General features: G+C 72.2%; 13 protein-coding genes and 1 riboswitch. Of the genes, 7 read left to right on the forward strand and 6 right to left on the reverse strand.

What is annotated here, in order from left to right; all coding sequences use genetic code 11:
• The first annotated feature begins 11 nt into the window (after nucleotides 1-11).
• Together ACZ562_RS18535 and ACZ562_RS18540 are read left to right on the forward strand one after the other, a co-directional pair.
• Nucleotides 12-641: a TetR/AcrR family transcriptional regulator gene (locus ACZ562_RS18535; protein ID WP_471179930.1), complete on the forward strand. Its 630-nt coding sequence runs from the start codon at nucleotides 12-14 to the stop codon at nucleotides 639-641.
• A gap of 471 nt (nucleotides 642-1,112) precedes the next feature.
• The gene (locus ACZ562_RS18540; protein ID WP_471179933.1) at nucleotides 1,113-2,624 is read left to right on the forward strand and encodes a phytoene desaturase family protein; all 1,512 of its coding nucleotides are present in this window, start codon (nucleotides 1,113-1,115) and stop codon (nucleotides 2,622-2,624) included.
• A gap of 30 nt (nucleotides 2,625-2,654) precedes the next feature.
• On the opposite strand, the gene ACZ562_RS18545 is transcribed toward ACZ562_RS18540, so the two are convergent.
• The 6 genes from ACZ562_RS18545 to ACZ562_RS18570 all read right to left on the reverse strand — a co-directional run bounded on the left by ACZ562_RS18545 (nucleotide 2,655) and on the right by ACZ562_RS18570 (nucleotide 7,500).
• Nucleotides 2,655-3,599, reverse strand: coding sequence for an SCO2102 family sporulation regulator (locus ACZ562_RS18545; RefSeq protein WP_471179935.1), 945 nt, complete (start codon nucleotides 3,597-3,599; stop codon nucleotides 2,655-2,657).
• A gap of 55 nt (nucleotides 3,600-3,654) precedes the next feature.
• Complete coding sequence (gene metF, locus ACZ562_RS18550) at nucleotides 3,655-4,578, reverse strand: methylenetetrahydrofolate reductase [NAD(P)H] (RefSeq protein WP_471179937.1); 924 nt, start codon at nucleotides 4,576-4,578, stop codon at nucleotides 3,655-3,657.
• A gap of 120 nt (nucleotides 4,579-4,698) precedes the next feature.
• Nucleotides 4,699-5,355: a thiamine phosphate synthase gene (gene thiE / locus ACZ562_RS18555; protein ID WP_471179940.1), complete on the reverse strand. Its 657-nt coding sequence runs from the start codon at nucleotides 5,353-5,355 to the stop codon at nucleotides 4,699-4,701.
• Between the two features lie 97 nt (nucleotides 5,356-5,452).
• A complete protein-coding gene (locus ACZ562_RS18560; RefSeq protein WP_031483328.1) occupies nucleotides 5,453-5,818 on the reverse strand; it encodes an Rv2175c family DNA-binding protein in 366 nt (121 codons plus the stop codon).
• Between the two features lie 65 nt (nucleotides 5,819-5,883).
• Nucleotides 5,884-7,113 carry an NAD(P)/FAD-dependent oxidoreductase gene (locus ACZ562_RS18565; protein ID WP_471179943.1) on the reverse strand — a complete coding sequence of 410 codons (1,230 nt, stop codon included), beginning with the start codon at nucleotides 7,111-7,113 and terminating at the stop codon, nucleotides 5,884-5,886.
• 45 nt (nucleotides 7,114-7,158) lie between these two features.
• On the reverse strand, nucleotides 7,159-7,500 hold the full coding sequence (locus ACZ562_RS18570; protein ID WP_471179945.1) for an avidin-fold protein: 342 nt from the start codon (nucleotides 7,498-7,500) through the stop codon (nucleotides 7,159-7,161).
• A 92-nt stretch (nucleotides 7,501-7,592) separates the two neighbouring features.
• Nucleotides 7,593-7,704: riboswitch (TPP riboswitch) on the forward strand.
• Between ACZ562_RS18570 and thiO the strand changes: the two genes are divergently transcribed.
• From thiO to ACZ562_RS18595, 5 genes are all read left to right on the forward strand, one after another.
• Complete coding sequence (gene thiO / locus ACZ562_RS18575; RefSeq protein WP_471179948.1) at nucleotides 7,702-8,868, forward strand: glycine oxidase ThiO; 1,167 nt, start codon at nucleotides 7,702-7,704, stop codon at nucleotides 8,866-8,868. It overlaps the preceding riboswitch by 3 nt.
• A complete protein-coding gene (thiS, locus tag ACZ562_RS18580; protein WP_471179951.1) occupies nucleotides 8,865-9,065 on the forward strand; it encodes a sulfur carrier protein ThiS in 201 nt (66 codons plus the stop codon). Before thiO ends, thiS begins: the two co-directional genes overlap by 4 nt.
• Nucleotides 9,066-9,068: 3 nt before the next feature.
• Nucleotides 9,069-9,863, forward strand: coding sequence for a thiazole synthase (locus tag ACZ562_RS18585; RefSeq protein WP_471179953.1), 795 nt, complete (start codon nucleotides 9,069-9,071; stop codon nucleotides 9,861-9,863).
• Between the two features lie 106 nt (nucleotides 9,864-9,969).
• A complete protein-coding gene (gene pknB / locus ACZ562_RS18590; protein WP_471179955.1) occupies nucleotides 9,970-11,889 on the forward strand; it encodes a Stk1 family PASTA domain-containing Ser/Thr kinase in 1,920 nt (639 codons plus the stop codon).
• Between the two features lie 34 nt (nucleotides 11,890-11,923).
• Nucleotides 11,924-12,802 carry a deoxyribonuclease IV gene (locus ACZ562_RS18595; RefSeq protein WP_471179958.1) on the forward strand — a complete coding sequence of 293 codons (879 nt, stop codon included), beginning with the start codon at nucleotides 11,924-11,926 and terminating at the stop codon, nucleotides 12,800-12,802.
• The last annotated feature ends 61 nt before the right edge of the window (nucleotides 12,803-12,863 follow it).

The raw sequence follows: 12,863 nt of genomic DNA on the forward strand, positions 1-12,863 counted from the left end.
CAATCGGGGTCATGGAAAGCAGCAGCGCCCCGTCGGGCGGCAGAACGCGCCGCGAGGCCACCCGGCAGAAGCTCTACGAGGCGGCCGTCACGCTCATCGCCGAGCAGGGCTTCTCCGCCACCACGGTCGACGAGATCGCCGAGCGGGCCGGAGTCGCGAAGGGCACGGTCTACTACAACTTCGCGAGCAAGTCCGTCCTCTTCGAGGAGCTGCTGCGGCACGGCGTGGGCCTGCTGACGGCCTCCCTGCGCGAGGCCGCCGAGCAGACGGCCCGGGACGGCGGCAGCAAGGTGGACGCCCTGGACGCGATGATCCGCGCGGGACTCGGCTTCATCTCCAGCTACCCGGCCTTCACCCAGCTGTACGTGGCCGAGCTGTGGCGCACCAACCGGGCCTGGCAGTCCACGCTCATGGTGGTCCGGCAGCAGGTCGTCGCCGCGATCGAGGACGTGTTGCGCGAGGGTGTGGCGAGCGGCGAGTTCAGCGACGAGATCGACGTCCAGCTGACCGCGGCCGCGCTGGTCGGCATGGTCCTGGTGGCCGCCCTGGACTGGCAGTCCTTCCAGCCGGAGCGTTCCCTGGACGACGTGCACGCGGCGCTGTCCCGGCTGCTCCAGGGCCGGGTGAGCGGCCGCCGCTGACGGCACGGCACGGCACACAAGGAAGCGCCGGTCCGATGTGGCCGCGTCCCCAGCGGGCCACCTCGAACCGGCGCCTTCTCGTGTTCCCCCGTTCCCCCGTGTCCCCCCGTCGGGCCCCCCGTTCGGTCGTTCCCCCGGGCCCCCGTGCCTCGCTCCCGCCGGCACCGGCCGGCGGAAGGAGCGGATCCGGGGCGGCTCCGTTCCGGCGCCCCGTGTCGCCGGTGCCGGAGCCGTGCCCCTTTCCGTGCCTCCACTCTCTCCTTCACGCAGGTCGGCCCCCATCCGCGCGCCTACTCAACTCAGTCGCTGAGTACGGATACTCAGGCCTGCGCACTCACCCCCAGCGCGCGGGGTCGCCTGCTGGTCACCTGCGCGTCCGTCTCGCTACTCCCTCTCGTCCGTGGTCCGGTGACGTCCCCCGGACCCCGGCCCGCGGTGGGACTGTCGGTGGCGGCCGATAAAGTCCCAGGCATGGCACGGATTGCGGTGATCGGCGCCGGGATGGGCGCGATGGCGGCCGCCGCCCGGCTGGCCGTCGCGGGCCACCGGGTGGTGGTGTACGAGCGCACGGGGACGTACGGCGGAGCGGTGCGCCGCTTCGAGCGCGACGGCTTCTCCTTCGACACGGGCCCCGCGCTGCTGCCGCTGCCCGCGGTCTACCGCGACCTGTTCCTCAAGACCGGCCGGGAGCCGCTGGAGGAGCTCGTGGAGCTGGTCCAGGTCGATCCTTCGTCGCGGCACGTCTTCGCGGACGGCACCGAGGTGTCGCTGCCGAACGCCTCACGCGCGGGCGTGGTCGCCGCCCTGGACGAGGCGCTCGGGCCGGGGGCCGGACAGCGCTGGGGCGACTTCCTGGTCCGGGCCCGCGAGGCCTGGGACCGGACCCGCCGGCCGCTCCTGGAGGAGCCTCTGTGGCCGAACTGGTCGGTGCTGGCCGAACGCGAGCCCTACCCGGCGGTCCCCCACAAGCGGCTGCTGCGCACCCGCCGGGCCGGCACCCTCGCCGAGGTCGGCGCCTGGGAGCTGCGCGATCCCCGGCTCGGCGCCCTCCTGGAGAGCCACGCGCTCGCGTACGGCCTCGATCCTCGCGAGACCCCGGCGAGCGCGGCCGTGCTGCCGTACATGGAGCACGCCTTCGGCGCCTGGTATGTGCGGGGCGGCATAAGGGAGTTGGCGCGCGCGGTGTACGAACGGTGCCTGGCCCGCCGGGTCGAGTTCGTCTTCGGGGCCGAGGTCATGCGCATCCCGGACAAGGACGGCCGGGCGGCGGGCGTGGAGTTCCGCGACGGGACGGTGGCCGAGGCGGACCACGTGGTCGCGGGAGTGGACCACCATCGGCTGCGCCTCATGACCGAGCACCGGCTGTACGACGACGGCGACACGCAGCCCGACCGCACGCAGTACTCGCGTCCCGGGCGGCTCACCGTGCTGCTGGCGCTGCGCGGGCCGCGCGATCCCGGCGCCGCACACCGCACGGTCGTGCACGCCCCCGACCGCACGGCCGAACTGGACTTCCTCACCGCCCGCTCGGACACGCCGGCGCGGCCCACGGTGACGGTGCTGCGGCCGGACGACCCGGCGCTGCGCCCCGACGAGTTGCACGAGTCCGTGGTCCTGTCCGCCGTGTCGCCGTCGCACGAGCAGTGGGGTGAGGCGGACACCGACGAGCGGTTCGCGGACCTGGTCGTCGAGGCTGCCGAGACCGCCCTTCCCGGCCTGCGCGAGCGGCTGTTGTGGCGGGAGGTGCGGACGCCCGACCACTCCGAGGAGGAGACGGGCACCGGGCTCGGAGGCATACCCGCCCCCGCCCTCGCCGCGGGTGGCGGCCGCTTCCTCCACCCGGCCAACACCACCCCGCTCCCGGGGCTGTACCGGGTCGGCGGCTGGTCCCACCCCGGCGGCGGTCTCCCGCACGCCGGTATGTCGGGTGCGCTGGTCGCCGGGCTGATCGTGGAGGGACCGGACTTCAGGGGCTCCGAGTGAGCCGGAGACAGTCCCGCTGAACTGCCGGGCTCAGAAACGGTACTGCTCGTCGAACCCGTTGCCCTGCGCCCGGCCGTCGCCCTGGTAGGGGTACTGCTGCTCCGGCGGGAGCTCGCCGCCGTACGAGTCGTCGGTGCTGCGCTGTTGCGGTACCCACACCCCGCCGGCCGGGGTCTCGCCGCCGTATGTCCCGGTCCCGGTGCCGTACTGGTCCTGGCCGTAGTCCTGTTGGCCGTACTGCTGACCGCCGTAGGAGGTGTCGTAGCCGGCCCCGCCGTAGGCCTGGGTGCCGATGTACGGGTCGGAGTAGGCGGCGTACTGCTGCTGCTGTCCGTTCGTGTCGTAGCCGTACTGCTGCTGGTCGTACCCGGAGTAGCCGTCGTAGGAGTACGTCTGGTCGGCGCCCTGGGCGGCCGTCGCGTACTGGTCCTGGGACTGGCCGGCGCCGGCGTAGGCGGAGCCGCTGTATATGCCGTACGAGCCGGTGTCGTCCGGCAGAGGCTGCGGTTCGTACACGGCCGTGGTCTCGGCGGGGCGAGCGGGCGTGAACACGTCGTCGCGGCCGTACTCGTCGTCGTTGCCGTAACCGGCGGTGTCGCGGCCGTACTTGCCGTCGGCGTCGCCGAAGCCGCCGTCGGCCGTTTCGAGGCCGGAGACCTCCGGCGTCGGGTCCTGGCGCTCGGCCTTGCCACGGCGCCCTTTGGCGCTGCCGTCGGCGCCCGGGCGGTTGACCGCCCAGCCGGCCGAGAAACCACGACGGAACGACAGTGTGACGTAGGTCTGGCCGACCGCGAAGGCGGCGGCGCCCAGTCCGATGACGATCACGGACGGGATCAGCACGCCGAACACCACGCCGAGGAAGCCGGCGAAGGCGAGCAGCCGCCAGCGCAGGCGCGCCTTGTACTGCAGCAGCACCTCGCCCAGCAGCCACAGCGCGACGATTCCGAACGCGATGTAGAGGACCGTCCAGCCCATGTACGCCCCTCTCCCAGTGCCGCTACGCAGTGTGTCGTATACCCGTACGGCCGGTCTAGGCCTGCGGGTGGTGGTGCAGGCCCAGGTTTTCGTAGATTTCCAGCGTCGCCGTGGAGTTGTTGAGCGTGATGAAGTGCAGTCCGGGCACTCCCTCGGCCAGCAGCCGCGCGCAGAACTCCGTGGCGAATTCGATGCCAATGGAGCGTACAGCGGCAGGATCGTCTTTCGCTGTGAGGATCCGCTCTTTCAGCTCGGGCGGGAACGCGGCGTTGGTGAGGGACGGGACCCGCGCCAGTGTCTTCACGCTCGCGATCGGCATGACCTCGGGGATGATCGGGGTGTCGCAGCCGGCCGCCGCGACCCGGTCGCGCAGCCGCAGGTAGTCCGCCGGGTCGAAGAACATCTGCGTGATCGCGTAGTCCGCGCCCGCGCGGCATTTGTTCACGAAGTGGCGGACGTCGGCGTCCCAGTCGGCGGAACGCGGGTGCATCGCGGGGAAGGCCGCGACGCCCACACAGAAATCGCCGGACGTTTTGATGAGTTCGACGAGTTCGGCGGCGTAGGCGAGGCCCTGCGGGTGCGGCACCCAGTCGCCCATCGGGTCGCCGGGCGGGTCGCCGCGCAGCGCCAGCATGTTGCGGATGCCGGCGTCGGCGTACTGCCCGATGATGTTGCGCAGGTCGGCCACCGAGTGGTCGACCGCGGTGAGGTGGGCGATCGGCGTGAGCGTGGTGTCCGAGGCGATCGCCTCGGTCGCCTTGACCGTGCCCGAGCGGGTGGAACCGCCCGCGCCGTAGGTCACGGAGACGAAGTCGGGGGCAACGGCCTCGACACGGCGCAGCGCGTTCCAGAGGTTCCGCTCGCCCTTCGGGGTCTTCGGGGCGTAGAACTCGAACGAATACGTCGTCTTGCCGGTCGCGAGCATGTCGCGCACGGTGCGGGCGTGATCCGACCTGGTGGATGCGGTGCCTAGGGCCATACCCGCAGGTTAACCAGGGGGCTTCGGTCCCCCAACCAGATCCGGGAAATTTGCCCGTTTTGTCGATTTGTTGTCCACCCTTCGGACACTTCGGCGGACACCGGGGCCCGACGGACCCCGCTACACGTGCCGCAACCGCTGGGCGAACTCGCTTGCCGCCGCGCCCGGGTCGTCCGCCTCCGTGATCGCCCGGACGACCACCACCCGGCGGGCGCCCGCCGCGACCACCTCGTCGAGGTTGCCCAGGTCGATGCCGCCGATGGCGAACCAGGGGCGGTCGGTGCCGAGGGCCGCCGTGTACCGGACCAGGTCGAGCCCGGGGGCGTGACGGCCGGGCTTCGTGGGGGTGGGCCAGCACGGGCCGGTGCAGAAGTAGTCCACGCCCTGCTGGACGGCGGCCGCGGCCGCCTCCGGCTCGGCGTGGGTGGAGCGGCCGATCAGGATGCCGTCGCCGAGGATCGCGCGGGCCGCGGGGACCGGGAGGTCGCCCTGGCCGAGGTGCAGGACGCCGGCGCGGGCGGCGTGGGCGACGTCCGCGCGGTCGTTGACCGCGAGGAGCTTGCCGTGGCGGGCGCAGGCGTCGGCGAAAACCCGGAGGTGCTCCAGCTCCTCGGCAGCCTCCATGCCCTTGTCGCGCAACTGCACGATGTCGACCCCGCCGGCCAGGACGGCGTCCAGGAACTCGGCGAGGTCCCCCTGGCGCCGGCGTGCGTCCGTGCAGAGGTAGACGCGGGCGGCGGCGAGGCGGTCGCGTGCGGTGGCGGCGGTGTCGGGCATGGGTGGGGTCCCCCGTTGGTCGGTGGCGTTCGGGCCGCGGTCGGCCGTGACCGTGGCCATGGCCGGCCGCGGCCCGTACGCAGGACGGTTGCTCAGGTCAGACGGCGAGCGCCTGGGCCCGGCGCTTCACCTCCGTGCCGCGATTCTCGCTCAAGGCCTGTGCGGGAGTGCCCGGCAGGCTCTCGTCGGGAGTGAAGAGCCACTCCAGCATCTCTTCGTCGGTGAAGCCGTCGTCCCTCAGGAGCGTCAGGGTCCCGGACAGGCCCTTGACCACCTTGTCCCCGTCGATGAAGGCGGCGGGGACGTGCAGCGCGCGGTTCTCACCACGGCGCACGGCGATGAGCTGGCCCTCCTTGACCAGCTGCCGCACACGTGTCACCTCGACATCGAGCATTTCCGCGATGTCGGGGAGGGTGAGCCAGGCGGGGACGAGAGCATCGATCTTTGCGTCAATCTCGGTCACGGGATCAAGCCTGCCATCCCGGACTGACAGTCGGAAGCCAGGCCCGCCCGACCTGCGGATTCGCGCTACTCCGTGGCGGCCTTCAGCGGCCTCGCCGGGTCGCCCAGCAACGCCGGATCCATGGACGCGCCCGCCTCGATCAGCCGCCGCCCCTGAGCCAGGTCCCGGGGGCGGCCCACCGCCAGCAGGGCGACCAGGCGGCTCTCGCGGAGCCAGCAGACCGTCCAGGCCGGACCGGCGGGATCGCCGCGCCACACGGTCGTGTCGGCCGACTCGTGGTGACCGGCGTACTGGACGAATCGCCCGAACTGCTCGGACCAGAAGTACGGGACCGGGTCGTACACTCCCGGGGTCTCGTCGATGATGTTCGCGGCCACCGTGCGCGGGCCCTGCAGGGCGTTGTCCCAGTGGTGGACCAGCAGACGCTCGCCGTACCTGCCCGAAGGGAACGAGGCGCAGTCGCCGACCGCGTAGACGTCCGGCACGGAGGTGCGCAGGTGGTCGTCGGCCACGACGTCGCCGCGCGGTCCGAGCTCGATGCCGGAGCCGGCGAGCCAGTCCGTGGCGGGGCGGGCACCGATGCCGACCACGACGGCGCCCGCGGGCACCCGCGAGCCGTCGTCGAGGACGACGGCTCCGGACTCGACCCGCTCCACGCGCGCGTGGGTGCGCAGCGCCACGCCGTTGTCGGCGTACCAGGCGGCCATCGGGGCGGCCACCTCGGCGGGCAGCGCTCCCGCGAGCGGCCGGTCGGCGGCCTCGACGACCGTCACCGAGCAGCCCGCCTCGCGTGCGGCCGTGGCGAACTCGGCGCCGATCCAGCCCGCGCCGACGACCACTATGTCGTGCTGCCGGGCCAGTACCGGCTGCAGCCGCTCCGCGTCGTCCAGGGTGCGCAGCAGGTGCACACCGGGCACGCCCTCCACGCCGGGCAGCCGGACCGGTTCGGCGCCGGTGGCGAGGACCAGCACGTCGTACGGCTGAGGCCCTTCGGCGGTGTCCAGCTCGTGGTCCGCGGGGCGGACGCCCAGCACCTCGCTGCCGAGCCGGAGTTCGATGCCGAGCGCCTCGAAGTCGACGTCGAAGGCGGAGCCCTCGGCCTTGCCGAGCAGCACCGCCTTGGACAGTGGCGGCCGGTCGTAGGGCTGGTGGGGCTCCGCACCGATCAGTGTCACGGTGCCCGTGAAGCCCTGCTCCCGCAGGGCGACCGCGGTCTGCACGCCGGCCATGCCCGCGCCCACGACGACCACGCGCCGCGGCCATGACGTGCCGGATTCCTGCGTCTGCTCGCTCACCTGATCACCATAGACAACTGACTATCCGTCAGTCACCGGCCGTGCTCACTCAGTGACCTGCTCCACAACGCTCGCCCCGCTGCCGGACCGCGACTCCCACTCCCACGTCTCCTCCAGCCGCACCCGGCCGTCGGGCAGCTCCACGACCGTCGACACACAGTGCCCGGAGGCCGTCGTCCCGTCGGGCCCCAGCTGCACATACCGGAAGTCCAGCCGGTCACCCGACCGGGTACCCACCAGATGCCCGCGTACCACGTCCCCGCCCGCGTACTCCGCCCAGATCTCGCCGCCCTTCTCGTGGTACGTGAAGCGAGTCCGCGTACCCACCTGACCTGGGGACTGGTCGGCGACCGGGGCGAGGACGAGGCCGTCCAGCGAGCGGGGCATGACAGAAGGCTCCCTTACAGAGGCGCGGAACCAAGAGCTAGGGTGGCCGACGTGCTGCACTCCCGGGGGACGACCCCCGGACCCCAGCACTGAAGATTACTCGCGGGAGCCCGGACGCACCGGGCTGAGAGGGAGGCTGGCGGCCTCCGACCGTACGAACCTGATCCGGGTCATGCCGGCGAAGGGAGGGGCTGGACGCCCATGTCGTCTCCACGTACGTCAGACGTCCTCGTCATCGGGGGCGGAATCATCGGGCTGGTCACGGCCTGGCGGGCCGCGCAACGCGGGTTCGCCACGGCCGTGGTGGATCCCGCACCGGGCGGCGGAGCCGCGCAGGTGGCGGCCGGCATGCTGGCCGCCGTCACCGAACTGCACTACGGCGAGCAGACCCTGCTCGGCCTCAACCTCGCCTCCGCCCGCCGCTATCCGGACTTCGTGGCCGAGCTCACCGAGGCCACCGGCCATGACCTCGGCCACCGCCAGTGCGGCACGCTCGCCGTGGCGCTGGACGCCGACGACCGCGCCCATCTGCGCGAACTGCACACGCTGCAGCGGCAGTCGGGGCTCGACTCGGAGTGGCTGTCCGGGCGGGAGTGCCGGCGCCTGGAGCCGATGCTCGCACCGGGGGTGCGCGGAGGGCTGCGGGTCGACGGCGACCACCAGATCGACCCCAGGCGGCTGACCCGCGCACTGCTGGCCGCGTGCGAGCGGGCGGGCGTGGTCTTCCACCGTGTGTGGGCCGAGCGGCTGTCCGTGGTGCGGGACCGGGCGGCCGGTGTCGTCACACGCGACGGCGAGGCGCTGGGCGCGGGCCAGGTGGTCCTGGCCGGCGGCAGCCTCAGCGGGCGGCTCGCGGGCGTTCCGGACGACGTGCTGCCGCCCGTACGGCCCGTGAAGGGGCAGGTGCTGCGGCTGGCCGTGCCCAGGCCGTACGCGCCGTTCCTGAGCCGGACCGTGCGGGCCGTGGTACGCGGCAGCCAGGTCTACCTGGTACCGCGCGAGAACGGCGAGCTGGTCGTCGGGGCGACCAGCGAGGAGCAGGGCTGGGACACCACGGTCACCGCGGGCGGGGTGTACGAACTGCTGCGCGACGCGCACGAGCTGGTGCCGGGCATCACCGAGCTGCCCCTGACGGAGACGTGTGCGGGACTGCGCCCCGGGTCCCCCGACAACGCGCCGCTGCTCGGTCCCACCGAGCTGGCGGGGCTGCTGCTTGCCACCGGGCACTACCGCAACGGCGTGCTGCTCACCCCGGTCACCGGCGATGTCCTGGCGCATGCTCTGACCACCGGTGAACTCCCGGACGAGGCCCGTCCCTTCACGCCCCGGCGCTTCGGCGCCGCCGCCCTCACGGAGCAGCCCGCATGAACATCTCGGTCAACGGCGAGCGTCGGGAGATCACGCCGGGCACGGCCCTGGACACGCTCGTCCGCTCCCTCACCGCGGCGCCCTCCGGGGTGGCCGCCGCGCTCAACGAAACCGTCGTCCCGCGCGCGCAGTGGTCCGCCACACCCCTGTCCGACGGAGACCGCGTCGAAGTTCTCACCGCCGTCCAAGGAGGCTGACCCATGGCCGACGATCCCTTTGTCCTCGGCGGTACGTCCTTCACGTCCCGTCTGATCATGGGTACGGGCGGTGCGCCCAGCCTGGATGTGCTGGAGCGCGCGCTGGTGGCCTCCGGAACGGAGCTGACGACGGTCGCGATGCGGCGCGTGAATCCTTCGGTGCACGGCTCCGTGCTGTCGGTGCTGGAGCGGCTGGGCATCCGGGTGCTGCCCAACACCGCGGGGTGCTTCACCGCGGGTGAGGCGGTGCTGACGGCCCGGCTGGCGCGGGAGGCGCTGGGCACGGAGCTGGTCAAGCTGGAGGTCATCGCCGACGAGCGCACGCTGCTGCCGGATCCCGTCGAGCTGCTGGAGGCAGCGGAGACGCTGGTCGACGACGGGTTCACGGTGCTGCCGTACACGAACGACGACCCCGTGCTGGCCCGGAAGCTGGAGGACGTCGGATGCGCGGCGATCATGCCGCTGGGCTCGCCGATCGGATCGGGTCTCGGCATCCGGAATCCGCACAACTTCCAGCTGATCGTGGAGCACGCGCGCGTGCCGGTGATTCTCGACGCGGGGGCAGGTACGGCGTCGGACGTGACGTTGGCGATGGAGCTGGGGTGTGCGGGGGTGATGCTCGCCTCGGCGGTGACGCGGGCTCAGGAACCGGTGCTGATGGCCGCGGCCATGCGGAGCGGCGTGGAGGCCGGGCGGTTGGCCCGCCTGGCGGGGCGGATTCCCCGGCGTCACTTCGCCGAGGCGTCCTCTCCGTCCGAGGGCCTGGCGCGGCTGGATCCCGAGCGCCCGGCGTTCTAGTACCGCGCAGCGGCCTGGTCGCCCAACAGTCACAGGTCTGCTGCATTCCGTCCCCGGATCGGCGGAATCGGGGCTCCTGTCACCGTCGGCTCGTACACTCACCTGCGTGGATACGACCCTTCAGGACCCCCTCGTCGGGCAGGTGCTCGACGGCCGTTATCGCGTCGACGCTCGGATCGCCGTCGGCGGGATGGCCACGGTCTACCGGGCCCTGGACGCCCGGCTGGACCGCGTGCTCGCGCTGAAGGTGATGCACCCGACGCTCGCGACCGACGGATCGTTCGTCGAGCGGTTCATCCGCGAAGCCAAGTCCGTGGCCCGGCTCGCCCACCCCAACGTCGTGCAGGTCTTCGACCAGGGGACCGACGGGTCGTACGTCTATCTCGCCATGGAGTACGTCGCCGGCTGCACCCTGCGCGACGTGCTGCGCGAGCGCGGGGCACTGCAGCCGCGCGCCGCCCTGGACATCATGGAGCCGGTGCTGGCCGCGCTCGGCGCCGCGCACCGCGCCGGGTTCGTGCACCGGGACATGAAGCCCGAGAACGTGCTGATCGGGGACGACGGGCGGGTCAAGGTCGCCGACTTCGGCCTCGTCCGGTCGGTGGACACCGTGACCAACACCACCGGGACCGTCCTCGGCACCGTCTCCTACCTCGCACCAGAGCAGATCGAGAACGGCACGGCCGATCCCCGGGTCGACGTGTACGCGTGCGGTGTCGTCCTGTACGAGATGCTGACCGGCGGGAAGCCGCACGACGGCGACTCTCCCGCGGTGGTGCTCTACAAGCACCTCCACGAGGACGTGCCGCCGCCCTCGGCCGCCGTGCCGGGGCTGGCCTACGAGCTGGACGAGCTGGTCGCCTCCGCGACCGCGCGCACCGTCGGCGTCCGTCCGCACGACGCGGTGGCGCTGCTCTCGCAGGTGCGGGACGCGCGCGGCAGGCTCGGCGCGGACCAGCTGGACGCGGTTCCGCCGCAGGCGATCGCCGCAGCGCACGACATCGCCGAGGACCGTACGAGCGTGATCCCGCGTTCGCTGACGGTGCCGCGACCGCTGCCCGTCAACGAGGACGAGGATCTGCTCAACCGGACCAGCCGGCTGGCGACTCCTCCGCCGCTGCCCCCGCGCCGCGGCCCCCTGCCCCGGCGCGGTCTGTTCACGATCGTCTCCGCCGTGCTCCTGGTGTTCGGTGTCGGCGCGGGCGTCTGGTACATCAACTCCGGCCAGTTCACCAGGGTCCCGACCGTGCTCGGGCAGACCGAGGCGAAGGCGAAGGCCCGGCTGGAGGCGGCCGGGCTGGAGGCCGGCAGGTCGAAGCACGCGTACAGCGACTCGGTGAAGCGCGGCTCGGTCATCGACACGGACCCGGCACCGGGCAGCCGCATCCGGGACAACGACTCCGTGACGCTGACCATCTCCCGCGGACCGGAGACCGTGAAGGTCCCCGATCTGAAGGGCTACCGGCTGGACAAGGCGAAGAACCGGCTCAAGAACGACGGCCTGGAACCGGGAATGGTGACCCTGGCGTTCAGCGACGACGTCATCAAGGGGTTCGTGATCAGCACGGACCCGGAGGCGGGCACGACCCGGCACGCGGGCTCGGCGATCGCCCTCGTCGTCAGCAAGGGCTACCCGGTTGACGTCCCCGACGTCACCGGCGAGGACCTCGAGGACGCGCAGGCCGAACTGGAGGAGGCCGGCCTGACGGTGAAGGTCGCCGCCGAGCAGGTCAACTCCGAGTACGAAGCGGGCAGGGTGGCCCGGCAGACACCGGCGGACGGCAGCCAGGCGGCCCAGGGCGACACGGTGACGCTCACGCTGTCCAAGGGGCCGGAGATGGTCGAGGTCCCGGACGTGGTCGGCGACAGCGTCGGCGACGCGAAGGAGGCGCTGGAGAACGCCGGCTTCGAGGTGGACGAGGACCGGGGTCTGCTCGGGCTGTTCGGCGACACGGTCAAGAGCCAGTCCGTGGCGGGCGGGAACACGGCCCCGAAGGGGTCGACGATCACCATCAAGATCCGGTGACCGGGCAGGCCCGGCCGCGTGACACCCTGAACGGGTGAAGAGTCAACACCCCGGCCCCTCCCGCAACCCCGTCGGCGGCCACGTCCCCGTGGCCGGCGGTCTGCACTCCGTCGGCCTCACCTACGCCCACGACCTCAAGGCCGAGACCGTGCAGGTCTTCGTCGCGAACCCGCGCGGCTGGGCCACGCCCGCCGGGAATCCGCGGCAGGACGAGGAGTTCCGTGCGGTGTGCGAGGCAGAGTCGATCCCGGCGTACGTGCATGCCCCGTACCTGATCAACTTCGGCTCGCACACCGAGGCGACGGTCGAGAAGTCGGTTCGGTCGCTGCGGCATTCGTTGCGGCGCGGGCGGGAGATCGGGGCGCTGGGCGTGGTCGTGCACACCGGCAGTGCGACCGGCGGCCGGGACAGGTCCGTGGCCCTGAAGCAGGTACGGGAGCACCTGCTGCCGCTGCTGGACGAGCTCACCCACGACGACGACCCGTACCTCCTCCTGGAGTCGACCGCCGGACAGGGCGCCTCGCTCTGCTCGCGGACCTGGGACTTCGGGCCGTATTTCGAGGCGCTGGACGCCCATCCGAAACTGGGCGTCTGCCTGGACACCTGCCACATCTTCGCGGCCGGGCACGACCTGACCGGCCCCGGCGGGATGCACCAGACGCTGGACCTGCTGGTGGACGCGGTCGGCGAGGGCAGGCTGAAGCTGATCCACGCCAACGACTCCAAGGACGTGGTCGGCGCGCACAAGGACCGGCACGAGAACATCGGCGCCGGCCACATCGGCGAGGACCCGTTCCGGGCCCTGATGACCCACCCCGCCACGGCCGGCGTTCCGCTGATCATCGAGACGCCCGGCGGCAAGGAGGGGCACGCGGCGGACGTGGAGCGGCTGAAGAAGCTGCGGGACGCCTAGTGCCGCGTCCACTCACAGAGTCGCGGAATACCCCATGGGGGTATGTTGTTCCTGTGGGATA

Source organism: Streptomyces sp. NPDC040410 (genome assembly GCF_055595715.1).

What these genes read in the sequence shown, in the direction of transcription:
- ACZ562_RS18540 (WP_471179933.1), top strand. Translation starts at nt 1,113, where the DNA reads ATGGCACGGATTGCGGTGATCGGCGCCGGGATGGGCGCGATGGCGGCC.
- ACZ562_RS18570 (WP_471179945.1), bottom strand. Translation starts at nt 7,500, where the DNA reads ATGCCCCGCTCGCTGGACGGCCTCGTCCTCGCCCCGGTCGCCGACCAG.
- ACZ562_RS18585 (WP_471179953.1), top strand. Translation starts at nt 9,069, where the DNA reads ATGGCCGACGATCCCTTTGTCCTCGGCGGTACGTCCTTCACGTCCCGT.
- thiE (WP_471179940.1), bottom strand. Translation starts at nt 5,355, where the DNA reads ATGCCCGACACCGCCGCCACCGCACGCGACCGCCTCGCCGCCGCCCGC.
- metF (WP_471179937.1), bottom strand. Translation starts at nt 4,578, where the DNA reads ATGGCCCTAGGCACCGCATCCACCAGGTCGGATCACGCCCGCACCGTG.
- ACZ562_RS18535 (WP_471179930.1), top strand. Translation starts at nt 12, where the DNA reads ATGGAAAGCAGCAGCGCCCCGTCGGGCGGCAGAACGCGCCGCGAGGCC.
- ACZ562_RS18545 (WP_471179935.1), bottom strand. Translation starts at nt 3,599, where the DNA reads ATGGGCTGGACGGTCCTCTACATCGCGTTCGGAATCGTCGCGCTGTGG.
- thiS (WP_471179951.1), top strand. Translation starts at nt 8,865, where the DNA reads ATGAACATCTCGGTCAACGGCGAGCGTCGGGAGATCACGCCGGGCACG.
- thiO (WP_471179948.1), top strand. Translation starts at nt 7,702, where the DNA reads ATGTCGTCTCCACGTACGTCAGACGTCCTCGTCATCGGGGGCGGAATC.